Origin of the sequence: Lentzea tibetensis, from assembly GCF_007845675.1 — a bacterium.
Lineage (GTDB): Bacteria > Actinomycetota > Actinomycetes > Mycobacteriales > Pseudonocardiaceae > Lentzea > Lentzea tibetensis.
In genome coordinates this window covers 1-21,847 of record NZ_VOBR01000042.1, presented here as the reverse complement: position 1 = coordinate 21,847, position 21,847 = coordinate 1, and the positions used below count along the sequence as shown (strand labels likewise).

The 21,847-nt window shown below is 68.9% G+C and carries 25 protein-coding genes; 10 read left to right on the top strand and 15 right to left on the bottom strand.

What is annotated here, in order from left to right; genetic code table 11:
- Nucleotides 1-74 precede the first annotated feature (74 nt).
- Nucleotides 75-1,040, bottom strand: a complete 966-nt coding sequence (locus tag FKR81_RS39445) for a zinc-binding dehydrogenase (protein ID WP_146360073.1) — start codon at nucleotides 1,038-1,040, stop codon at nucleotides 75-77.
- A gap of 69 nt (nucleotides 1,041-1,109) precedes the next feature.
- On the opposite strand from FKR81_RS39445, the gene FKR81_RS39440 reads away from it, so the two are divergent.
- The 4 genes from FKR81_RS39440 to FKR81_RS39425 all read left to right on the top strand — a co-directional run bounded on the left by FKR81_RS39440 (nucleotide 1,110) and on the right by FKR81_RS39425 (nucleotide 2,518).
- The gene (locus FKR81_RS39440; protein ID WP_146360070.1) at nucleotides 1,110-1,316 is read left to right on the top strand and encodes a hypothetical protein; all 207 of its coding nucleotides are present in this window, start codon (nucleotides 1,110-1,112) and stop codon (nucleotides 1,314-1,316) included.
- A complete protein-coding gene (locus FKR81_RS39435; protein ID WP_146360067.1) occupies nucleotides 1,313-1,750 on the top strand; it encodes a ribonuclease domain-containing protein in 438 nt (145 codons plus the stop codon). Before FKR81_RS39440 ends, FKR81_RS39435 begins: the two co-directional genes overlap by 4 nt.
- Nucleotides 1,747-2,058, top strand: a complete 312-nt coding sequence (locus tag FKR81_RS39430; RefSeq protein WP_146360064.1) for a barstar family protein — start codon at nucleotides 1,747-1,749, stop codon at nucleotides 2,056-2,058. Before FKR81_RS39435 ends, FKR81_RS39430 begins: the two co-directional genes overlap by 4 nt.
- Nucleotides 2,059-2,131: 73 nt before the next feature.
- Complete coding sequence (locus tag FKR81_RS39425; RefSeq protein ID WP_146360061.1) at nucleotides 2,132-2,518, top strand: hypothetical protein; 387 nt, start codon at nucleotides 2,132-2,134, stop codon at nucleotides 2,516-2,518.
- A 9-nt stretch (nucleotides 2,519-2,527) separates the two neighbouring features.
- Here FKR81_RS39425 and FKR81_RS39420 read toward each other — a convergent pair whose 3' ends face one another.
- Entirely contained in the window at nucleotides 2,528-3,292 is a 765-nt protein-coding gene (locus tag FKR81_RS39420; protein ID WP_146360058.1) for an enoyl-CoA hydratase-related protein, read from the bottom strand.
- A gap of 51 nt (nucleotides 3,293-3,343) precedes the next feature.
- On the opposite strand from FKR81_RS39420, the gene FKR81_RS39415 reads away from it, so the two are divergent.
- Both FKR81_RS39415 and FKR81_RS39410 read left to right on the top strand, forming a co-directional pair.
- Nucleotides 3,344-3,958 (top strand): DJ-1/PfpI family protein, encoded by a 615-nt coding sequence (locus FKR81_RS39415; RefSeq protein ID WP_146360055.1) that lies wholly within the window; start codon nucleotides 3,344-3,346, stop codon nucleotides 3,956-3,958.
- Nucleotides 3,945-4,403 (top strand): MarR family winged helix-turn-helix transcriptional regulator, encoded by a 459-nt coding sequence (locus FKR81_RS39410; RefSeq protein ID WP_235922173.1) that lies wholly within the window; start codon nucleotides 3,945-3,947, stop codon nucleotides 4,401-4,403. The genes FKR81_RS39415 and FKR81_RS39410 overlap by 14 nt, the downstream gene beginning before the upstream one ends.
- 54 nt (nucleotides 4,404-4,457) lie before the next feature.
- Here FKR81_RS39410 and FKR81_RS39405 read toward each other — a convergent pair whose 3' ends face one another.
- The 11 genes from FKR81_RS39405 to FKR81_RS46115 form a co-directional block, all read right to left on the bottom strand.
- Nucleotides 4,458-5,072, bottom strand: coding sequence for a cyclase (locus tag FKR81_RS39405; RefSeq protein WP_146360052.1), 615 nt, complete (start codon nucleotides 5,070-5,072; stop codon nucleotides 4,458-4,460).
- Nucleotides 5,073-5,255: 183 nt separating this feature from the next.
- Nucleotides 5,256-5,990: a sirohydrochlorin chelatase gene (locus tag FKR81_RS39400; protein WP_222598560.1), complete on the bottom strand. Its 735-nt coding sequence runs from the start codon at nucleotides 5,988-5,990 to the stop codon at nucleotides 5,256-5,258.
- A complete protein-coding gene (locus FKR81_RS39395) occupies nucleotides 5,987-6,859 on the bottom strand; it encodes an ABC transporter permease (RefSeq protein WP_146360049.1) in 873 nt (290 codons plus the stop codon). The genes FKR81_RS39400 and FKR81_RS39395 overlap by 4 nt, the downstream gene beginning before the upstream one ends.
- Nucleotides 6,843-7,625 (bottom strand): ABC transporter ATP-binding protein, encoded by a 783-nt coding sequence (locus FKR81_RS39390; protein WP_146360046.1) that lies wholly within the window; start codon nucleotides 7,623-7,625, stop codon nucleotides 6,843-6,845. Before FKR81_RS39390 ends, FKR81_RS39395 begins: the two co-directional genes overlap by 17 nt.
- A gap of 26 nt (nucleotides 7,626-7,651) precedes the next feature.
- Nucleotides 7,652-8,713 carry an ABC transporter substrate-binding protein gene (locus FKR81_RS39385; protein ID WP_146360043.1) on the bottom strand — a complete coding sequence of 354 codons (1,062 nt, stop codon included), beginning with the start codon at nucleotides 8,711-8,713 and terminating at the stop codon, nucleotides 7,652-7,654.
- Nucleotides 8,714-8,727: 14 nt separating this feature from the next.
- Entirely contained in the window at nucleotides 8,728-10,071 is a 1,344-nt protein-coding gene (locus FKR81_RS39380) for a sulfate adenylyltransferase subunit 1 (protein ID WP_146360040.1), read from the bottom strand.
- Nucleotide 10,072: 1 nt separating this feature from the next.
- Entirely contained in the window at nucleotides 10,073-10,972 is a 900-nt protein-coding gene (gene cysD / locus FKR81_RS39375; protein WP_186763446.1) for a sulfate adenylyltransferase subunit CysD, read from the bottom strand.
- Entirely contained in the window at nucleotides 10,969-11,664 is a 696-nt protein-coding gene (locus tag FKR81_RS39370) for a phosphoadenylyl-sulfate reductase (RefSeq protein ID WP_146360034.1), read from the bottom strand. Before FKR81_RS39370 ends, cysD begins: the two co-directional genes overlap by 4 nt.
- Nucleotides 11,661-11,819: an Insertion element protein gene (locus FKR81_RS39365; protein ID WP_146360032.1), complete on the bottom strand. Its 159-nt coding sequence runs from the start codon at nucleotides 11,817-11,819 to the stop codon at nucleotides 11,661-11,663. Before FKR81_RS39365 ends, FKR81_RS39370 begins: the two co-directional genes overlap by 4 nt.
- Before the next feature lie 36 nt (nucleotides 11,820-11,855).
- On the bottom strand, nucleotides 11,856-13,535 hold the full coding sequence (locus tag FKR81_RS39360) for a nitrite/sulfite reductase (RefSeq protein ID WP_146360029.1): 1,680 nt from the start codon (nucleotides 13,533-13,535) through the stop codon (nucleotides 11,856-11,858).
- Between the two features lie 109 nt (nucleotides 13,536-13,644).
- The gene (locus tag FKR81_RS46115; protein WP_407936584.1) at nucleotides 13,645-13,731 is read right to left on the bottom strand and encodes a putative leader peptide; all 87 of its coding nucleotides are present in this window, start codon (nucleotides 13,729-13,731) and stop codon (nucleotides 13,645-13,647) included.
- Nucleotides 13,732-13,901: 170 nt separating this feature from the next.
- On the opposite strand from FKR81_RS46115, the gene hemW reads away from it, so the two are divergent.
- The gene (gene hemW / locus FKR81_RS39355) at nucleotides 13,902-15,113 is read left to right on the top strand and encodes a radical SAM family heme chaperone HemW (protein WP_146360026.1); all 1,212 of its coding nucleotides are present in this window, start codon (nucleotides 13,902-13,904) and stop codon (nucleotides 15,111-15,113) included.
- Here the strand turns inward: hemW and FKR81_RS39350 are convergent.
- Nucleotides 15,110-16,837: a hypothetical protein gene (locus tag FKR81_RS39350; protein WP_222598559.1), complete on the bottom strand. Its 1,728-nt coding sequence runs from the start codon at nucleotides 16,835-16,837 to the stop codon at nucleotides 15,110-15,112. The two genes, hemW and FKR81_RS39350, sit on opposite strands and share 4 nt — an antisense overlap.
- Entirely contained in the window at nucleotides 16,834-18,570 is a 1,737-nt protein-coding gene (locus FKR81_RS39345) for a hypothetical protein (RefSeq protein ID WP_222598558.1), read from the bottom strand. The genes FKR81_RS39350 and FKR81_RS39345 overlap by 4 nt, the downstream gene beginning before the upstream one ends.
- Before the next feature lie 160 nt (nucleotides 18,571-18,730).
- Here FKR81_RS39345 and hrcA point away from each other — a divergent pair, with 160 nt between their 5' ends.
- The 3 genes from hrcA to FKR81_RS39330 are packed head-to-tail and all read left to right on the top strand — an operon-like array spanning nucleotide 18,731 to nucleotide 21,659.
- Entirely contained in the window at nucleotides 18,731-19,753 is a 1,023-nt protein-coding gene (gene hrcA / locus FKR81_RS39340; RefSeq protein ID WP_146360023.1) for a heat-inducible transcriptional repressor HrcA, read from the top strand.
- A gap of 29 nt (nucleotides 19,754-19,782) precedes the next feature.
- Nucleotides 19,783-20,931, top strand: coding sequence for a molecular chaperone DnaJ (gene dnaJ, locus FKR81_RS39335; RefSeq protein WP_146360020.1), 1,149 nt, complete (start codon nucleotides 19,783-19,785; stop codon nucleotides 20,929-20,931).
- On the top strand, nucleotides 20,928-21,659 hold the full coding sequence (locus FKR81_RS39330; RefSeq protein WP_146360017.1) for a 16S rRNA (uracil(1498)-N(3))-methyltransferase: 732 nt from the start codon (nucleotides 20,928-20,930) through the stop codon (nucleotides 21,657-21,659). The genes dnaJ and FKR81_RS39330 overlap by 4 nt, the downstream gene beginning before the upstream one ends.
- The last annotated feature ends 188 nt before the right edge of the window (nucleotides 21,660-21,847 follow it).

Here is a 21,847-nt window from a genome sequence, read left to right as displayed (position 1 = left end):
CAACGGATCGGCCCAGCGACCGAGTCCAACGGGTTGGCCGGCGCTCCCGCCGACCAACCACGCCACACAGTCACCTACCGCGTGAAGACGATCTTGCCGGCCGTCTCGCCGTCCAACATCGCCTGGAAGCCCTTCTCAGCCTCCTCGAACGGCAACTCGGTACCGATCTGCGGCTTGAGGTCGTTGAGGTCGCAGAACGCCATCAGGTCGGCCAGCTCCTCACGCGTGCCCATGGTCGAGCCGACCACCCGCAGCTGGAGGAAGAAGAGCCGCTGCAACTCGGCCGCCGAGGCGTCACCGCTGGTGGCGCCGGAGATGACGACGATGCCACCTGGCTTGAGCGCCTTCATGGAGTGCGACCAGGTGGCCTTGCCGACGGTCTCGAACACCGCGTCCACCCGCTCGGGCAGCCGCGCGCCGGACTCGAACACGGCGTGCGCGCCCAGCGACGTGGCCAGCGCGCGCTTCTCCTCGGAGCGGCCGGTCACCCACACCCGGAACCCGGCCGCGCGGCCGAGCTGGATGAGCGCCGTCGACACACCGCCGGACGCGCCCTGCACGAGCATCGTCTGGCCCGGACGCAGCCCGGACTTCACGAACAGCATGCGGTAGGCCGTCAGCCACGCCGTGCCCATGCAGGCGCCCTCGGCGAACGACAGGCCCGCCGGCTTGGGCAGCGCGTTGCGCGCGGGCACGACCACGTGGTCCGCGAACGTGCCCTGGTGCTTCTCGGTCAGCAGCGTCCTGCGCGGGTCGAGCGTCTCCTCGCCGGACCAGCTCGGGTCGCCGATGACGGAGTGCAGCACGACCTCGGTGCCGTCTTCGAGCACGCCCGCGCCGTCGCAGCCGAGGATCATCGGGAACTGGTCGGGCTTGATGCCGACGCCGCGCAGCGTCCACAGGTCGTGCATGTTCAGGCTGGCCGCGCGCACCGCGACCTTCACCCAGCCGTCGGGCGCCACCGGGTCCGGGCGGTCGCCCACCCTGAGCGAGGCCAGCGGGTCGTCACGATTCGGCTCAGCTGCGTAAACGGCGAACATGACAGCAACATACCCAGCCCGGACCCCGTCAAATGCCGTGACTCACGTCACCGGACTACGCTGAGGCGGGTGGACTGGCTGGCGCAGTGGTGGGACGGGGTCGAGCTGTGGCTCGTCCAGCTCCCTGTCGCGTTGCAGTTCCCCGTCGTGATGATCGTGATCCTGCCGCTGTGCCTCGGCGTGGCGCGGCTGATCGACCGGGTCGCGGACTGGGGAGCCAAGGACAAGGGAGCCGTGGTCGAGGAGATCGACGAGCCGGAGAAGGTTCCCGCGTGAGCCCTGGTCGTCGTCTCACGGTCGCGCTCGTGGGGCTGATCGCGCTGGTCGTGGTCGGGTGGTTCGCGCGCGACGTGGCGAGCACAGTGCCACCCGCGGACACCGCGCCCACGATCGTCAGCAGCGGTGCGCCCAACGCGCCGTCGGGCATGCAGACGAAGGCGCTGTCGAGCCTGCCGCCCGAAGCGGGCAAGACGTACCAGCTGATCAAGTCCAACGGGCCGTTCCCGTACCCGCGCAACGACGGCGTGACGTTCCAGAACCGCGAGAAGCGGCTGCCCGCGAAGAAGTCCGACTACTACCGGGAGTACACCGTGCCGACGCCGGGCAGTCAGGACCGGGGTGCGCGGAGGCTGATCACCGGTCAGCAGGAGGAGCTGTACTACACGCAGGACCATTACGACTCGTTCGTCGTGGTGGACGTGCGCAAATGACCCCCGAACAGGCCGTCGCGTGGGCCGTGGACCGCGGCGCGCGGCCGCACGTCATGCGCCCGGCGCGCGGCAAGAAGGCCGAGATCGCCGCCATCGCGGACGCACTGTCCTTTCCGGACTGGTTCGGTCACAACCTGGATGCCTTGCACGACAGCCTTACTGACCTGTCGTGGCTCGAAAGTGGCGAGCACGTGCTGGTCGTTCAGTCCACTCTGGACCCCGCTGTCGAGGGCGTTCTCCGTGACGCGCAGGAGCGGACCGCCGAATCGGGTGACCGTGTCCTGAAAGTTGTTCACACCGAACGGTGACCTGTGCTGCGCGATCCCTCTCGCCGGGGGACAGTGCGGATTCATGGAAACGCTTTCGCGTCGGGTGGGCGCCGTGCTCACCGCAACCGTCGCCATCGGTGTGCTCTTCGCGGTGCCCGCGCAGGCCGGAGACCCCGACTGCAGCCAGGAAGACCCGTTCACGCCGTTCGACACCCTCGACGGCGACAACCCGGTCGTCATGCAGTCCGGCCGGGTCGTCGAGCTCCGCGCGTCGAACAAGTCCAAGTGCGCCTGGGGGCGCATCTCCAGCGGCACACCCGGCGAGGAGATCTGGACAGACCGGAAGGACCCCGGAGCCGACGAGCACGAGGGGTTCCTCGGCTACACGCGCATCGACTCCGGGGACGCCAAGTACACCGAAGCGTTCAAGAACGACGGCAAGCTGATGCGCGCCTGCGGCTCCTCGCAGGGCGTCATCGACTGCACGGGGTGGTTCTAGCGGGCCGTTCTAGTCGGTGGGCACCCAGGAAGGCTTGCGCTTCTCCTTGAAGGCCGCGATGCCCTCCTGGCCCTCCGGCCCGCCGAAGTGCTGCGCGGACAGCTTCAGCATGTCCGCGAACACCTGGCTGAGCTCGTGCGACCGGGGCTGCTGGAGCATGCGCTTGGTGGCGGCCAGCGCGGACGGTGCCCCGAGCGCGAGCATGTCCGTGTAGCGCCGCACCTCGTCGTCGAGCCGGTCGACGGGCACGCTCGAGTTCAGCAGCCCGTACTCGACCGCCTTGACGGCGTCGAACGCCTCGCCGGTGAGGAACAGCTCGTGCGCGGCGCGCGGCAGCAGCCTGGGCAGCACGGTCACCGAGATGACCGCGGGCACGACACCGATCCGCACCTCGCTGAACGCGAACGTCGCCTCGTGGGCCGCCACGGCGATGTCGCACGCCGCGACGATGCCGACGCCACCGGCGCGGGCGGGCCCGGCGAGCCGTGCCACGACGGGCTTCGGGCTGGTCCAGATCTGCTCGAGGATGGCGGGGAACTCGTTGACCCCCTGGTCGCCGGCACTCGCGCCGGCGGCCTCCTTGAGGTCCATGCCGGAGCAGAAGACCGACCCGGTGTGGGTCAGCACGACGACGCGCACGGCGTCGTCCTCGATCGCCTGACGCAGCCCGTCCCGCAGCTCCGCACGCAGCTGTGCGGACAGCGCGTTGCGGTTGTGGGGCGAGTCGAGCGTGATCGTCGCGATGCCGCGGTGCACCTCGTAGTTGACCAGCATGCGCAGAGCCTAACTATTGACAGGATGCTGTCAAAGTGACAGTCTACTGTCATGACAACGACGGTTCACCTCGCGATCTACGACGGGCTCGCCGACTGGGAGTACGGCTACGCGGCCGCCCAGATCAACAGTCAGGACTTCCAGAAGGTGCCCGGCCGCTACCGGATTCAGACGGTGGCGCTGGCGGCCGAGCCGGTCACGACCGCGGGGGGCGTCCGCATGCTGCCCGATCTGGTGATCGGAGACGTCGATCCGGCGGACAGCGCGATGCTGATCCTGCCCGGCGGCGAGAGCTGGGCGACCGGTCAGAACGACCCGTTCGCCAAGCTCGCGCGGCGGTTCCGCGAGGCCGGCGTGCCGGTGGCGGCCATCTGCGGCGCGACGACGGGCCTGGCGCAGGAGGGCCTGCTCGACGACGTCGACCACACGAGCGGTGCGGTCGAGCAGCTCGGTGAGTACGGCGGCGCGGCGCGGTACCGGCAGGAGCGCGCGGTGTCCGACGGGGGCGTGATCACGGCGGGCCCGTCGGACGCGCTGGACTTCGCGCGGGAGATCTTCGTCGAGCTGGACATGTACGAGCCGCAGGTCGTCGACGCGTGGTACGGCCTGTTCAGCACGGGCGACCCGGAGTGGTACGCGAAGCTGGTGCAGAGTGTCCCGAACTGAAGGCGGCGACGTCATGACCGACGTCATCATGCGCACGTTCCGGCTCTACGGCGCGTTCCTGTCCGCCGCGGACGTCATGACGAAGCCGGTCGGGCTCACCGCGGCCTGGTGGCAGGTGCTCGGGATGGTGCTGCGCGAGCCGCTCTCCGTCTCGGGCGTCGCCCGCGAGGCAGGCCTCACGCGGCAGAGCGTGCAGCGCATCGCGGACCTGTTGGTGGACAAGGGACTCGCCGAGTACATGCCCAACCCGGCGCACCGGCGGGCCAAGCTGCTGACGCCGACCGAGGAGGGCTACGCGGCGATCGCGAAGCTGCGCGAGGTCCAGCACGGGTTCACCAACCGCGTGTCGGCGCAGGTGCCGCTGGAGGACCTGCGCACCACGCTGGAGGTCATGACGAAGCTGGTCGCCGCGGTGGAGGCTGATGAGATCGTGGGCGACCGGTAGTCCCGGTCGCCCACGACCCGCGGATGCCCGGCAGGGGGTGGGCACCCGCGCCGGTCAGCCGGAGATCGTCGTCGTGGTGAGCACGGGACTCGGGTCGGGGTACCCGCCCGCGTTCGCGTCCACGCGGAATCCGAACGCGATGATGGTGGCCACGAACGTCAGGCCGGGGTTGTCGAAGCCGGTGCCGCCGAGCTTCGTCACGATCTGGCCGGTGCCACCCGCCTGGAGGACGACGGTCACGGTCGGCAGCTCGTAGTCGGCGCCGCCCTTGATCGGGCCGGGCACGCGGAGCACGACGTTGTTGCCCTCGAGACCGATGGTCGGCGTCGAGTTGAGGCCGGAGCCGCCCTCGAGCGAAGCTGACTGGAACTTGGAGTTGCCGGGGATGGGCACCCGGAGCGCGAGGCCCTTGACCTCGACGACCTGGTAGCCGGACGCCTCGGCGGGCATCTTGTCGGGAGCCGGGTCGGCCGTGACCTTGACGCTGCCGTTCGGGGCGACCGTCTCCGGGGCGGTCGCGTCTATGACCTGGTCGAGGTTGAACTCGGCGGACTGACCGAGTGCCGTCGCCTTGCACTTGAACGTGATCGTCTGCGGTGCTGCCGACGCTTGGGCGGTCAGCGTCAGCATCGGTACCAGTACCAGAGCTGCGATTCGGGCAAGTTTCATGGTGCCTCTCCCCGTTGAGGTGGCGAGGGCGTCCAGCTGACCGCGGCAGGTTTCTGCCTACTCGTGAGTAGGTTTCACGTCAACACTTCACAGTTCACATCGCCCGGATGGCCCTGCGCGACGCGGGCTGGTGGGCCTCGTGTTCAGGGCAAATGCCGTCATCGGATTGAGACAGGTCGCCGGCTACGCGGAACGGGCTGTGCGCTCCTCCGCCAGAGCCTCCGAGTAGCGGCTGAGAATCAGCTCAGCCACCTCGATGTCCGCCCCCAACGGCGCAGCCACCACGGCGTCCCCGGCGAGCGAAGCGATGCGATCGGGCAACAACCCTGGCGCCAGGAACCACGAGGCAACAGCGATCCGGGTGGCCCCACGCGCCCGCAACCGAGCGACAGCCGTTGGCACGTCAGGAGAAGCGGCAGAGGCGAACGCGGGCTCGACCCCGGCCCACCCCGACTCACGAGCCCACCGCCGGGCAACCGAGGCAACAGCCTCGTTGGCGGGCGCGTGCGACGACCCGGCCGCCGCGAGCACCACACCGAGCGAGGAGTCCCCGAACGTCACCCCGGCCTCGGCCAACCGCCGCAGGGCCGCGGACTCCAGCAGGGGCGACGGCCCGAGCACGTCCGACACCACAGCGGGAACCCGAGACTCGGCCACGGCGGCGGGCACGTCGACGCGCGCGTGAAAAGCCTTGCCCAGCAACAGGGGTACGACAACGGCCGGGCCGCGCAGCACGTCGGACAGCCGCGGAGCGGACAGGTCGAGGAACGCGCCGCGCACGTCCAGCGACGGGCGCAGCGAGCGCACCACGTCGAGCAGGGCGTGCACGGTCGCGGCGGAACGCGGATCGCGGCTGCCGTGCGCCACCGCGACCAGCGGCGGCGGACCTGCCGAGCAGGGACCGGAAACGAAGCTCACAGCGCCCCCGTCAGACCACGAGCCCGCAGCACGGCGCGCTCCAGCGGGCGGAACAGCAGCAGCTCGATCCCGATGCCCACCAACAGGATCAGGAAGATCGCCGCGATCACCATGTTGATGTCGTTCAACGAGGAACCGTTGTGCAGGTACTGGCCGAGCCCGACGCCGAGCTGCGGGGACGTCGCGATGATCTCGGCGGCCATCAGCGACCGCCACGAGAACGCCCAGCCCTGCTTCAGGCCTGCCAGGTAGCCGGGCAGGGCGGCGGGCAGCAGGATGTGCCGGGCGGAAGCCAGCCGACCGGCGCCCAGCGCACGGCCGACGCGCGGCAGCAGCGGTGGGATCTGGTCGATGCCTGCGACCAGGCCGTTGGCGATGGACGGCACGGAACCCATGAGCACGACGAAGTAGATCGTCGACGGGGTGACGCCGAACCACAGGATCGCGGCCGGTACCCACGCCACGGACGGCAGCGACTGCAGACCGGTGAGCAGGGAGCCGATGGCCGCGCGGACCACCCGCACCTTCGCCACCAGCAGGCCCAGTGGCGTGGCGATGAGAACGGCCGCGATGAAGCCGAACACCGCGCGGTGCAACGAGGTCCAGAGGATGCCGAACGCCTCGCCGGAGGAGATCGACGACACCAGCTCGTTCCACACCGACAGCGGCGACGGCAGCTGGAACTCCGGCAGGATCGCCGACGCCCACAGGCCCTGCCACACGCCGAGCAGCAGCGCGAACGCGACCAGCGGCGGCACCCCGGTCTTCAGGAAGCGTTGCCACACGGGCGCTCGGTGCGACGCGACCGGCGCGTCCAGTGCGTCGAGGCCCGCGCCTACCGCTTCCAGGGTGTCATGAGGCGTGGCCACTGATGACCTCTCGCAGGTGGGTGTTGATCTCGTCCAGCACGGCGACCGAGTCGGTGACGCCGTCGACCGACCACTCGCGCACGACGCGGCCGGGGCGTGACGACAGCAGCACGACGCGCTGGCCCAGCCGGACCGCCTCGCGGACGTCGTGCGTCACGAAGATGATCGCGGTGTTGGTGGTCTCCCAGACGCGCAACAGCTCCGCCTGCAGCACGTCGCGGGTGATGGCGTCGAGCGCGGCGAACGGCTCGTCCATCAGCAGGAGGCCGGGCGCGTCACCCGACGCCAGCGTGGACGCCAGCGAACGGGCCAGTGCGACGCGCTGGCGCATGCCGCCGGACAGCTCGTGCGGGCGCTTGCCCGCGACGTCGCCGAGTCGCACCAGCTCCAGCAGCTCGCCGGCCTGACGGCGCCGGTCGGCGCGGCCGACCCCGGCGAAGCGCAACGCCAGCTCGACGTTGCGCGACGCCGTGAGCCACGGCATGAGGGCGGGCTCCTGGAACATGACGGCCGGGCGCGACGTGCTGAGCTCGATGCTGCCCGCCGTGGGGCTGTCGAGCCCCGCGACGAGGTTCAGCAGCGTGCTCTTGCCGCAGCCCGACGCGCCGAGGAGGCACACGAACTCGCCCGGCTTGACCCGCAGGTCGACGCCGTCGAGCGCCGCCACGGCCGAGCTGCCGTGGCCGAACACCTTGCTGACTCCGGAAAGCGCCACCGCGGTGTCCGAAGTGGATCGGGCGACGGAGGTCTCGAGCGTGGCGGTCATGGTGTGCCTCTTCCCCTCGAAAAGAACTACTTCTTGTCCAGACCTGCTGCTTCGACCTGCGGCTTGCCCTGCGCTTGCAGGACCTTGTTCAGCAACGTGAAGTCGGCGTACCCGGCGACGTTCGCGGCTTCCTTCGCGATGCCCGCGGTGACGGCGTCCTTGGCGAGCTGCGGGAACGTCTTGGCCTGCGCGTCGGTGGTGAGCTCGATGTTGTCCCACGCGGCGTCGAGGATCTTGTCGCCGAGCTTCTTGGACGTGAGCTTCTCCAGCGCGGCGTTGACGGCCTTCTTGGCGTCGTCCTTGTTGTTCTTCGCCCAGTCGATGGCCGCGACGTGACCCTTGAGGATCGCCTCGACGGTCTGCGGGTGCTCCTTGAGGAACTTAGTCCGCACGATGATCACCGTGGTCGGGAACGCGCCGCCCTCCCACAGGGTCTTCTCGTCCAGCAGCACCTTCGCGCCCGCCTCGGCGACCAGGCGCGCGGACCACGGCTGCGGCGACCAGGCCGCGGCGATGTCGCCCTTCTTGAACAGGTCGAGCGACTGGGCGTTCTCCACGTTCGTGACCGTGACCTGGCCGGTGAGTCCCTTCTCCGCCAGGTGCTTCTTCAGCGACACGTCCTGCGTGTTGCCGAGCTGCGGCGTGGCGATGACCTTGCCCTTGAGGTCCTCGATCGAGTTGATCTCGGGCTTCACCACGAGCTGCGCGCCACCGGACGTCGCACCCGCGATCAGCTTGACGGCCTCGCCCTTGGACTTCGAGTAGGCGTTGATGGCCGGGCCGGAACCGATGTACGCGACGTCCAGCGACTCGCCGAGCAGCGCGTTCACCTCGTCCGGACCCGCGTTGAAGGTCTGGGTGGTGAGCTTGGTGGAACCGAGCTCTTTCTTGAAGAGCTCCTTCTCAACACCGATCAGGGCGGCGGCGTGGGTCACGTTCGGGAAGTACCCGACGCGGACCTCGGCGGCGGCACCCTTGTCATCGGCGGGAGCAGGGGCGTCACTGCTCCCGGCGCGTGAGCATCCGGCGATGGCGGCGAAGGCGGTCAGTACGGCCAGTGATGTCGTCAGAAAACGCTTGGTGCTCACGGAAGTTGAACCTTTCAGGGACCGGGGGAGACGAGGGCGTGAGAATCACGGGCGGCTGTGACGCCGCCCTCGGTACAGCTCTCCACGCCGTCCATGACCGGCAGCGGAGCCCCGACAAGCCCGGCGGCGAGCGTGCTTCCGTCGCTCGCGTCGATCACCAGGAACGCCCCGGTGCGCCGGCTGTTGCTGTAGTCGTCCAGTGGAACCGGCTCCGCGGTGCGCAGAGCCACTCGGCCGATCTCGTTCAGCTTCAACGAGCCGGGGCTGTCCACACTGGACAGCTTCTGCTCGTCGAAGCGGTCGCGCAGCTCCGTGACGATGGCCTGCACGGTGCGCGCCCCGTGCTTGACCAGAACCCGTGCGCCGGGCGTCAGCGGCTTCTCGGCCAGCCAGCACAGCGTGGCGTCGATGTCGTCGGTCACCTCCGGCGGGTTGCCCGCGTCGGCGATCAGGTCGCCGCGCGAGATGTCCACGTCGTCGGCGAGCAACAGCGTCACCGACTGGCCCGCGGCGGCCTCGTCCAGCGGCCCGTCCGCCGTGTCGATCTTCGTGACGGTCGTGCGGATGCCCGAGGGCAGCACGACGATCTCGTCACCGACCTGCACGGTGCCGGACGCGACCAGCCCCGCGTAGCCGCGGTAGTCGGGGAACTCGGGCGTGCGCGGCCGGATCACGTACTGCACCGGGAAGCGGAACGGCGCGTCGTGCGGGTCCGGCTCGACCGGCACGTCCTCCAGGTGCTCCAGCAGCGTGGGGCCGGTGTACCAGGGCGTGTTCGCCGAGCGCTCCACCACGTTGTCGCCTGCGAGCGCGGAGACCGGGATCTCCAGCACGCTGTCCTCGGTGTAGCCCAGCTCGACCGCGTGCGCGGTGAACTCCTTGGCGATCCGGGAGAACGTCACCTCGTCGTAGCCGACCAGGTCGATCTTGTTGACCGCGAGCACCAGCCGCGGCACGCCCAGCAGGGCGAGCACGGCCGCGTGGCGCCGGGTCTGCTCGATGACGCCCTTGCGCGCGTCCACCAGCAGCACCGCGAGCTGCGCGGTCGACGCACCGGTCACCGTGTTGCGGGTGTACTGCACGTGGCCGGGGGTGTCCGCGAGCACGAAGGACCGTTTCGGCGTCGCGAAGTACCGGTACGCCACGTCGATCGTGATGCCCTGCTCGCGCTCGGACCGCAGCCCGTCGACGAGCAGCGAGAGGTCCGGAGTGGACAGTCCGCGGTCGGCGCTCGCCCGGTGGACGGCGTCGAGCGTGTCCGCCAGCACGGACTTGGTGTCGTAGAGCAGCCTGCCGACCAGCGTGGACTTCCCGTCGTCCACGCTGCCCGCCGTGGCAAGCCTCAACAGGTCGCTCATGTTAGAAGTAGCCCTCCCGCTTGCGGTCTTCCATGGCGGCCTCGGACAACCGGTCGTCCGCTCGGGTCGCACCGCGCTCCGTCAAGCGCGACGCCGCGACCTCGGCGATGACCGTCTCGATGTCGGCGGCGTCGGACTCGACCGCACCGGTGCACGAGCCGTCGCCGACCGTGCGGTAGCGGACCGTCTTGCGCAGCAACGTCTCGTCGTCGCGCGCCGAGCCCCACGGGCCTTCGGCGAGCCACATGCCGTCACGCAGGTAGACCTCGCGCTCGTGCGCGTAGTAGATCGACGGCAGCTCCACGCCCTCGCGGGCGATGTAGTTCCACACGTCCAGCTCGGTCCAGTTCGACAGCGGGAACACCCGCACGTGCTCACCGGCGCGGTGCCTGCCGTTGTAGAGGTTCCACAGCTCCGGGCGCTGCCGCTTCGGCTCCCACTGGCCGAACGCGTTGCGCAGGCTGAAGATCCGCTCCTTGGCGCGGGCGCGCTCCTCGTCGCGACGGCCGCCGCCGAACACCGCGTCGTACTTGTGCGCGGTGATCGAGTCCAGCAGCGGCACCGTCTGCAACGGGTTGCGCGTGCCGTCCGGGCGCTCCTGGAGCCTGCCGTCGTCGATCCAGTCCTGCACGTGAGCCACTTCCAGGCGCAGGCCGTGCTGTGCGACGACGCGGTCGCGGAACTCGATGACCTCGTCGAAGTTGTGCCCGGTGTCCACGTGCAGCAGCGGGAACGGCACCGGAGCGGGGTAGAACGCCTTGATCGCGAGGTGCAGCAGCAGCGTCGAGTCCTTGCCGCCGGAGAAGAGGATCACCGGTCGGTCGAACTCTCCCGCTACCTCGCGGAAGATGTGAATCGCCTCGGATTCGAGACGTCCCAGCGTGTCCAGAGCCAGTGTCATCCGTGCAACCCGCATTCTGTCTTCGCGGAACCGGCCCAGCGGCCGCTCCGCGCGTCCTGACCCGGCAGCGGCTTGGCCGTGCACGGCGCGCAGCCGATCGACGGATATCCCTCCTGCACCAGCAGGTTCTCCAGGATCCCGTTCGAGTGGAGGTAGCCGTTGAACTCGTCGTCGCTCCACGGCGCGATCGGGTTGATCTTCACCAGTCCGTTGCGCTCGTCCCACTGCACGATCGGCGTGTTCGCCCGCGTCGGCGCGTCCACGCGGCGCACGCCGGTGACCCAGGCGTCGTACTTCGCGAGCTCGTTGCGCAGCGGGACGACCTTGCGGAGGTGGCAGCACTTCGCCGGATCCGACTGGTAGAGCAGGCCGAACTCGGCCTCCTGGTCGGCGACCGACTGCTCGGCGGCGGCGTTGACGACCCGCACCTCCGGGTACACCAGGCCGACCGCGTCGCGGACGCCGATGGTCTCTGGGAAGTGGTAGCCCGTCTCCAGGAACAGCACGTCGAAGTTCGGCTTGACCTTGGCCGCCAGGTCGATCAGCACGGCGTCCTGCATGTTCGACGCGACGATGAAGCTGTCGCCGAACGTCCGCGCGGTCCACTCGAGCGCCTCCTGGGCGGTCGCGTCCGCGAGCTCGGTCTCCGCCGCCTCGGCGATGATCTTCAGATCTTCCTTGAGGTCACTCACTTCTTCACCCCCTGAGGCAGGTTGAGTCCGACGAACTTGACCTGGAACACCCGGCGGCAGCCGGAGCAGAGCCAGGAGTAGCTGGGTTCCTCCTGCGGGCGGAGGTCCTCGTCGCCGCAGTAGGGGCAGTAGAAGGGCGTCGCACGCTCAGTCATTGCAGCCTCCGCTGGGAGACGTACGTCGGCCGGCAGTCACTTGAGGTCACCCTCTTCGGCGCGAGCGACCCACTGGGCGAACCGCTCGTCCTCGGTCCGCTGGGCCACGAAGTTGCGGACCACGCGCTCCACGTAGTCGGACAGCTCGTCGGCGGTCACCTTGTGGCCGCGCAGCTTGCGGCCGAACCCGGCGTCCAGGCCGAGCCCGCCGCCGAGGTGCACCTGGAAGCCCTCGACCTGGTTGCCGTCCGCGTCCGTGACGATCTGGCCCTTCAGGCCGATGTCCGCCGTCTGGATGCGGGCGCACGAGTTCGGGCACCCGTTGATGTGCACCGAGATCGGCGCGCTGACGCCGTCGACGATGTCCTTGAGCGAGGTCTCCAAAGTGGACACCAGGTCCACCGCGCGGGCCTTGGTCTCGACGATCGCCAGCTTGCAGAACTCGATGCCGGTGCAGGCCATCACGCCGCGCCGCCACGGCGACGGCTCGGTCTGCAGGCCCAGCTTGGCGAGGTCCGCCTGGAGCGTCTTGATCTCGGACTCGGGCACGTCCAGCACGATCAGCTTCTGCTGCGGCGTCAGGCGCACCCGGCCGGACCCGGCGCGCTCGACGACCTTCGCCACCTCGACGAGCGTGGAACCCGAGACGCGGCCCGCGATCGGCGCGGCGCCGACGTAGAAGAGGCCGTCCTTCTGCGGGTGCACGCCGATGTGGTCGCGGGCCTGGGGCAGTGCTTCTGGCGCGGGGCCGTCGACCAGCTCGCGCTTGAGGTACTCGTCCTGCAGGATCTGCCGGAACTTCTCGGGACCCCAGTCGGCGACGAGGAACTTGATCCGCGCGCGGTGGCGCAGGCGGCGGTAGCCGTAGTCGCGGAAGACGCTGATCACGCCCTCCCACACGTCCGGCACCTCGTCCAGCGGGATCCAGGTGCCGAGCCGCTTGCCGAGCATGGGGTTCGTGGACAGGCCGCCGCCGACCCAAAGGTCGAAACCGGGGCCGTGCTCGGGGTGGTTCACGCCGACGAACGCGATGTCGTGCACCTCGTGCGCGACGTCCTGCAGCCCGGAGATCGCGGTCTTGAACTTGCGCGGCAGGTTCGAGAAGCGCGGGTCGCCGATGTAGCGGGTGAGGATCTCGTCGATCGCGGGCGAACCGTCGATGACCTCGTCCTGGGCGATGCCCGCGACCGGGGAGCCGAGGATGACGCGCGGGCTGTCGCCGCACGCCTCCATCGTGGTCAGGCCGGCGGCCTCGAGCTTCTGCCAGATCGTCGGGACGTCCTCGATCCGGATCCAGTGGTACTGGATGTTCTGCCGGTCGGTGATGTCCGCGGTGTCGCGCGCGTAGGTCTGCGAGAGCTCACCGATCAGCGCGAGCTGCTGCGTGGTGAGCCTGCCGCCGTCGATGCGGACGCGGAGCATGAAGTACTCGTCGTCCAGCTCCTCGGGCTCGAGCGTGGCGGTGCGGCCGCCGTCGATACCGGGCTTGCGCTGGGTGTAGAGGCCGTACCAGCGGAACCGTCCGCGCAGGTCAGCCGGGTCGATGGAGTCGAAGCCGCCGTGGGCGTAGATGTTCTCGATGCGAGTGCGGACGTTGAGCGGGTTGTCGTCCTTCTTGCTCCGCTCGTTGGGGTTGAGCGGCTCGCGATAGCCGAGCGCCCACTGCCCCTCGCCGCGACGCTGCTTGGCGCGCGGGGTCGTCTGCGGCGGGACCATCTGCGTCCTCCGGGGAACTTTGGGCGCAGGATGCGCGTGCGAGCCCGGAGGTGCGTGGTGGGGGTCTCGTCAGCGCACCCGGCGCCGACGGGAACAAAACGGCGCGAGGTTATGCCGAACGACGGCACATCGCGCTGGAAACACGACGGAAGTCGACGTGGCGACGGGCCACGAGGAAAACTCCAGTCGAATGCATGGGACCAAGCGTGCCACGCGTCCAGACGGTGGTCCACCGCCAACCGGATGCTGGGATTTACCAGGATGAGTTGACATTGAGAGCCGATCTCGCTCCGTAAAAGATCTGTCACAGACAGATACTGATGGGCTGTCGGAACCGCCATTCGCGTGCTGCGCGACACTGGTTTCATGCCCTCCGCGTTGCCTGACGGTGAACCCGCACCCCCAGACGGCTCACTGCCGTCCTCGGCACTCCGCGGGCTGGGCACCCGGCCCTTCGGCGTCTACGTGCACGTCCCGTTCTGCGCGACCAGGTGCGGATACTGCGACTTCAACACCTACACCCCCGGTGAGCTGGGCACTTCCGCCTCTCCCGAGTCGTGGCTCGAGGGGTTGAAGCGCGAGCTGGACCTCGCCGCCCAGGTGCTGGGAACCGCTCCTGCAGCGTCCACGGTGTTCGTCGGAGGCGGGACGCCATCGCTGCTGGGCGCCGCCGGACTGGGTGAGGTGCTGGCCGCGGTGCGCTCGTCGTTCGGGCTGGCGCCGGGGGCCGAGGTGACCACCGAGTCGAACCCCGAGTCGACGTCGGCGTCCTTCTTCGAGGGCATTCGTGACGCTGGTTACACGCGGGTCTCGCTGGGCATGCAGTCGGCCGCGCGGCACGTGTTGCAGGTGCTCGACCGCAAGCACACGCCCGGCCGTCCGGTGGCCGCCGCGCAGGAGGCGCTGCGGGCCGGCTTCGAGCACGTGAACCTGGACCTGATCTACGGGACGCCGGGGGAGCGGCCCGAGGACCTGAAGGCGTCGCTCGACGCGGTGTTCACCTCCGGCGCCGACCACGTGTCCGCGTACGCGTTGATCGTGGAGGACGGCACGGGGCTCGCGCGGCGGATCAAGCGCGGCGACCTGCCGATGCCTGATGACGACGTGCTCGCGTCGTCCTACGAGATGATCGACGCCGCGATGACCGCACAGGGCCTGACCTGGTACGAGGTGTCGAACTGGGCTCGTTCTGACGATGCCCGCTGCCGGCACAACATCCTGTACTGGCAGGGCGCCGACTGGTGGGGTGCCGGTCCCGGCGCGCACAGCCACGTCGGCGGGGTGCGCTGGTGGAACGTGAAGCACCCGGCGCGCTACGCCTCGGTGCTGGCGGAAGGCAACTCACCGGCCGCGGGCCGGGAGATCCTGTCGGAAGAAGATCGCAGGGTGGAGCGGGTGCTGCTCGAACTGCGCCTGGCTGACGGCCTGCCCCTCGACGTGCTGGACGCCGAGGGACAGACCGAGGCGCACAAGGCGGTGGCCGACGGTCTGCTCGAACCGCTGGACACCGGTCGGTGCGTGCTGACGGACCGCGGCCGCCTGCTGGCTGACGCCGTGGTCCGTCGGCTGCTGCCCTAAGGGCGCGGGACCTTGATGTTGCCGTAGGTGTCCCAGCCCTCGGAGATGCGCTTGTAGTAGGTGTCGGCCCGACCGGCGTCGCTCACCCAGTCGAACTCACCCTTGCCGGGCGGCGCCGGGTAGGTGCGCACCGCGTCGGCCATCAGCTTCGACTCGTCCAGGCCCTCCCAGATCGTGCGAGCCAGCTCAGGCGTGGGCGTCTTGATGTAGAGCCGGTACCCGAAGTAGGCCTTGGCGATGGAGCGGTGCAGCCGGGTCGAGATCACGGTCCGCTCGAAGTACGCCTTGAGCTGCGCGTAGTCGTCGGCCTTGAGGAACCGTCGCACGCTCTCGATGTCCGCCAGCGACTTCTCGGCCAGCCGCACGCCGTGGTCCTTCTCGGTCACCACGTCGGCCAGGTACGACGGCTCCATCAGGTTGCCCGGCGTCACCCAGCCCCGGTCGAGCACGTACGGCGTCTCGTTGCGCAGGATCGGGTCCAGCTTGCAGTGCGGTGGCGCCAGGTGGTTCACCACGTCGATCCAGTAGTGGTAGTCCTTGTTGACGCCGTGCTCGACGTGCGCGATCGGCGGGTCGATCCACTTGCCGGACACGCTGCGGTGGTAGCCGGGGCAGTACGGGTCGTAGTTGAGCCGCGAGTGGTCGCCGCTGTTGTTGCCCAGCGTGTACAGCGTCGACTTCACGATCTCCGTCGACCGCGACAACGCCCGTGCCACGCGAGGAGCCGCCACCCAGCCGTACTCGCGCGCCGCGAACTCCAGGTAGATCTGCGAGTTCGACGCGTACGGCGCCCGGTGCAACGCCCACAGGTTGACCTCGGTCGGCGTGCCCACGATGTGCGAGTCCTGGAAGCGGTCGGTGCGCGCCACGTACCCGATGACGTTCTTGAGCTTCCGGTAGTGCCGCAACCGATCGGCGTGATCGGCGACGAACGCGCCCGCCATCTTGCCCTGGCCGTTGTACTCACCGGTGGTGTCGTACTCGATCAGCACCGGGCGCTTGATCTGCGGCACGGTCACGTCGATCGGGTGGGTCAGGAAGAAGTCGTGCGGCTGGGCCTTGGCCATCACCCGCACGTGCTGGTTCTTGACCAGGTCGATGGCCTTGAGGACGTTCTGCATCTCCTCGGGGAAGTACGCGAACGTCCTGAGGTACAACAGCTTGTTGCGCTCCTCGGTGACCGAGGCGATCTGGTCGATCAGGTACGCCAGCTTCTCCTCCGCGGTCTTCAGCTTCGTGGAGTGCTGGCGTTCGACGCGCGCGCCGGTCTCGATGAACGTGAGGATCACCGAGTCGATCTTCGGCAGCAGGTCGAGCATCTGCCGGTAGTCGTTGCGGAACCACTCCCAGAACGCGGGGTTGTCGAGATCGATCGTCCCGTTCGGGCCGGTGCGGAACTCGGCTGGGTAGTAGGTCAGCGAGTAGAGGGCGTGGTCCCAGACCGCCACCTCCTTGATGCCCGCTGCGTGCGCCTGGTCGGTCAGCCGGACCGCGCGTTCCCGGCGGGCGTCGGACTCCTTCAGCTGACGCAGGTGGTGGATCACGTCGTGCGACAGCTGCAGGTGGTTGATCTTGTAGTTCTTGGCGGCTGCGATCGTCTGCTCGTTGCCCGCGTCGTTGTTGGACAACAGGGTCCAGCCGCGGATCTGCTCGGGTTTGGCCTGGGCGACGCCGACTGGCGACAGCAGAGCTGCCGCCAGCAGCACACTCACGAATCTCTTCACGGTCGAGGCACCTTGATGTTGGAGTAGCGGTCCCAGCCCTCTGAGATCCGCGTGTAGTAGAGGTCGGCCTGGGCTGCGTCGATCACCCAGTTCCACTCCCCGGTCGACGGTGCCGGGTACGCCCGCACTTGAGCAGCGATCAGCTTCGCTTCGTCCAGTCCCTCCCAGATGGTCTTCGCCAGGTCGGCTGACGGTTCCTGGATGTAGATCCGGTAGCCGAAGTAGGCCTTCGCCACCGAGCGGTGCAGCTTGGTCGTCATGACGGTGCGCTCGAAGTACGACTTGAGCTGCGCGTAGTCGTTGGGGCGCAGGAACTTCCTGACCGTCTCGATGTCGCGCAGCGACGCCTCGGCGAGCTTCACGCCGTGGTCCTTCTCGACGGTGATGTCCTTCAGGTACGGCGCGGTCATGTGGTTGCCGGGCGTCACCCAGCCCTTGTCCAGCACGTAGCCGGCCTCACGCCGCAGGATGCCGTCGGTCTTGCAGTGCGGCGGCGACAGGTGGTCCGCGACGTCGATCCAGTAGTGGAACTTCTTGTTGACGCCGTGCTTCACGAACGTCGTCGGCGGGTCGATCCACTTGCCGGACACGCTGCGGTGGTAGCTGGAGCAGTACGGGTCGTAGTCCAGCCGCGAGTGGTTGGCCGTGTTGCTGCCCAACGAGTACAGCGACGAGGTGATGATCTCCGGCGAGCGCTTCAACGCCCGCGCCACGTGCGGTGCGGCGAGCAGGCCGTACTTGCGGGCCGCGAACTCGAAGTAGATCAGGTCGTTCGACGCGCCCTCGCTCGCCCGCTTCAGCGCGTACAGGTTGATCTCGGTCGGCGTGCCCACGATCCGCGACTCGCGGTACCGGTCGGTCCGGCCCACGTAGCCGATGACGTTCGGCAGCTTCTTGTAGTAGCGCAACCGGTCGGCGTGCTCGGCGACGAACGCGTTCGCGATCTTGCCCTGGCCGTTGTACTCACCGGTGGTGTCGTACTCGATCAGCACCGGGCGCTTGATGTCCTTGACCGTCACGTCGATCGGGTGGGTCAGGAAGAAGTCGTGCGGCTGCGCCTTCGCCATCACGCGCACCTTGGTGTTCTTCACCAGGTTGATCGCGTCGATGGTGCGCTGCATCTCCTCCGGGTAGTAGCCGAAGGTGCGCAGGTAGAGCAGCATGCCGCGCTCCTCGAGCACGGTCGCGATCTGGTCGACCAGGTACGCCAGCTTCTCCGACGCCGTCTTCAGCTTCTCGGAGTGCTGGTTCTCCACGCGCGCACCGGTCTCGATGAACGTGAGGACGATCGAGTCGATGTTCGGCACCAGGTCGAGCATCTGGCGGTAGTCGCTCCGGAACCACTCCCAGAACTTCTCGTTGTCCAGGTCGATCGTCCCGCCGGGGCCGGTGCGGTACTCGGCCGGGTAGTACGTCAGCGCGTACAGCGCGTGGTCCCAGGCGGCGACCTCCTTGACGCCGGAGCGGTGCGCCAGGTCGGTCAGCCGGTTCACCTGCGCCTGGCGCGCGGGCTCGCGCACCTCGCGCAGGTCGTGCACGACGTCGTGGGAGAGCTGCAGGTGGTTGACCCGGTACTGCTTCGCGGCCGCGATCACCTGGTCGTCGCCCGCGTCGCTGTCCGAGAGGATCGTCCACCCGCGGATGCCGTCGCGACCCGATGTCACGTCTCCTGCGGCGACTCCCGGCGGCGCCAGCAGCGCCACCCCCAGCAGCAGACACAGAAATCTGCGCATGCGCGCACCCCTCACTACAACCGGGGCGACGGCGTGCTCCACGAAACGTGGTCGTAATGTCGGGCGTCAAGTCGCCGGGGGCGTTCTGCGGTGTTTACATCCGGGGCCCGCCCCGAAACCACCTGGGTAAACTCGTGGGGAAGGGCATGGAGGTGAAGCGGTGAACGCCGATGAGCGTCGGTTCGAGGTGCTGCGCGCGATCGTCGCCGACTACGTGTCCAACCAGGAGCCCGTCGGGTCGAAGGCGCTGGTCGAACGGCACAACCTGGGTGTGTCGAGCGCCACGGTCCGCAACGACATGGCCGTGCTCGAGGACGAGGGCTTCATCGCCCAGCCGCACACCAGCGCCGGCCGCGTGCCCACGGACAAGGGCTACCGGCTGTTCGTCGACCGGCTGAGCGAGATCAAGCCGCTCTCCCCGGCCGAACGCCGCGCGATCAAGAGTTTTCTGGAAGGCGCGCTCGACCTCGACGACGTGATGCGGCGCAGCGTCCGGCTGCTCGCCCAGCTCACCCGGCAGGTCGCGGTCATCCAGGTCCCCACGCTGAGCCGCTCGACCGTGCGGCACCTCGAGGTGCTGCCGATCTCGCCGTCCAGGCTGATGCTGGTGCTGATCACCGACACCGGCCGCGTCGACCAGCGGATCGTCGAGCTCGGTGACGTGATCACCGAGGACAACGTGCACCAGCTGCGCGCGACGCTGAACGCGGCGATGGCGGGCAAGCGGCTGCCCGACGCGTCCGCGAGGGTCGCCGAACTGCCCGAGGAGGTGCCGAACGAGCTGCGCGACGTCACCCTGCGGATCGCGACCGTGCTCATCGAGACCCTCGTCGACCACCCCGAGGAGCGCTACGTGCTCGGCGGCACCGCGAACCTCACGCGCAACGTCGCGGACTTCCCCGGCTCGCTGCGGCAGGTGCTGGAGGCGCTCGAGGAGCAGGTGATAGTGCTGAAGCTCCTCGCGGCCTCACGCGACCCAGGTACCGTGCTCGTGCGCATCGGCGAGGAGAACGAGGCCGCTGAGATGCGCAGCACGTCCGTGGTGTCGATCGGATACGGCAGCCGTGACAACCTCCTCGGGGGACTCGGCGTCGTCGGCCCCACTCGGATGGACTACCCCGGAACCATGGCGGCCGTGCGAGCGGTCGCGAACTACGTCGGGGAGATCCTGACTTCTCGTTGACCTTGGCAAGTGACTGAGACGGATACACGGTGGCACGGGATTACTACGGCACCCTCGGTGTGGAGAAGGACGCCACACCCGAGGAGATCAAGCGCGCCTATCGCAAGCTCGCGAGGCAGCTGCACCCGGACGTCAATCCCAACGAGGAGGCCCGCTTCAAGGAAGTGACGGCCGCCTACGAGGTGCTGTCCGACCCCAAGAAGCGGCAGATCGTCGACCTCGGCGGCGACCCGCTGGAGTCAGGTGGCGGCGGACGCGCGCAGGACCCGTTCGCGGGCTTCGGGCTCGGCGACATCATGGACGCCTTCTTCGGCGCGTCGACCGGAGGCGGCGGCCGCGGACCGCGCAGTCGCGTCCAGCCCGGTTCGGACGCGCTGATCCGGCTCGACATGACGCTGGAGGAGTGCGCCGCGGGCGCGTCCCGCGAGCTGACCGTCGACACGGCCGTGCTCTGCGACCGGTGCCACGGCGCCGGCTGCCAGAACAACAGCAAGCCCGTCCGCTGCGACACCTGCGGCGGCCGCGGCGAGGTGCAGTCCGTGCAGCGGTCGTTCCTCGGCCAGGTCGTCACGGCCCGCCCGTGCCCCGTCTGCCGCGGCTACGGCGAGGTCATCCCCGACCCGTGCCAGCAGTGCGCAGGCGAGGGCCGGGTGCGCTCGCGCCGCACGATCAACGTCAACATCCCGGCCGGTGTCGCCGAGGGCATGCGCGTGCGGCTCGCCGGCCAGGGCGAGGTCGGCCCCGGCGGCGGCCCCGCCGGTGACCTCTACGTCGAGGTCGAGGAGCACCCGCACGAGATCTTCGAACGCGACGGCGCGGACCTGCACTGCTCGGTGCAGATCCCGATGACCACCGCCGCACTCGGCGCGACCCTGCCGTTCAAGACGCTCGACGGCGAGGAAGAGCTGGAGATCGACCCCGGCACCCAGCCGAACACCGAGATCGTGCTCCAGGGCCTCGGCATGCCCAAGCTCCGCTCCACCGGCCGCGTCGACGGACGAGGCGACCTGCACGTGCACCTCGAGGTCGTCGTGCCGACCAGGCTCGACGGCAAGCAGGTCGACCTGCTGCGCGAACTCGCCGAGCTGCGCGGCGAGACCGAACCGTCGCTGTCGCACAACGGCAAGGGCGGCGGAGGACTGTTCTCACGGCTGCGCGCCTCGCGCGGACACCGGTGACCCTGCCCGTCTTCCTCGTTCCTGCGCTGCCCGTGTCGGACACCTGCGTGCTCGACGGTCCGGAAGGCAGGCACGCGGCCACCGTGCGGCGGCTGCGCGTCGGTGAGGAGCTCGTGCTGTCCGACGGCTCCGGCTCGCTCGTCCGCTGCGTCGTGGAGTCCGTCGGCAAGGACGTGCTCGACCTGCGCGTCCAACAGCGCTGGACCGACCCCGAACCGTCCCCGCGCGTCGTGCTCGCCCAAGCACTCGTCAAAGGCGACCGGGGCGAGCTCGCCGTCGAACTCGCCACCGAAGCAGGCGTCGACGGCGTCGTCCCGTGGCGCGCTTCCCGCTGCATCACCAAGTGGGAAGACGGACCACGCGGAGCCAAACAACTCGCCCGCTGGCAGTCGACCGCCCGCGAAGCCGCGAAGCAAGCAAGACGCTCCCGAGTTCCGTCCGTCGCCGAAGCCGTCAACACCGCCGGACTGTCACGCTTGGTAACGGCCAGCGCACTCACGTTGGTCCTCCACGAGAGCGCTTCCGACAAGCTCGCCGACGTCCAGTTGCCCGAATCCGGAGACGTCCTCATCGTCGTCGGCCCAGAGGGCGGAATCACCGACGAAGAGTTGACAGCCTTGACAACCGCAGGTGCACGCGTTGTCCGGCTCGGAACGACCGTTCTCCGCGCCTCCACCGCAGGCGTGGTCGCTCTCGGCGCACTGGGCGCCTTGACAAACCGCTGGTGACCTGCATCACCTCGAAAGTGAACTTCCGATGGATTGGTTTTCGGAAGGATGTAGCGAACAGCGGGGTTATGGAGTTACGCTGATGCCCTGAGGGGTTGCATTGGTCTAGTCGGAAACGGCGTAGACGATTCGGCTCTTCAGACCAAAAGCTCGCCGGACACCTCCCCCCTCGGTCCGGCGTCGGCGCG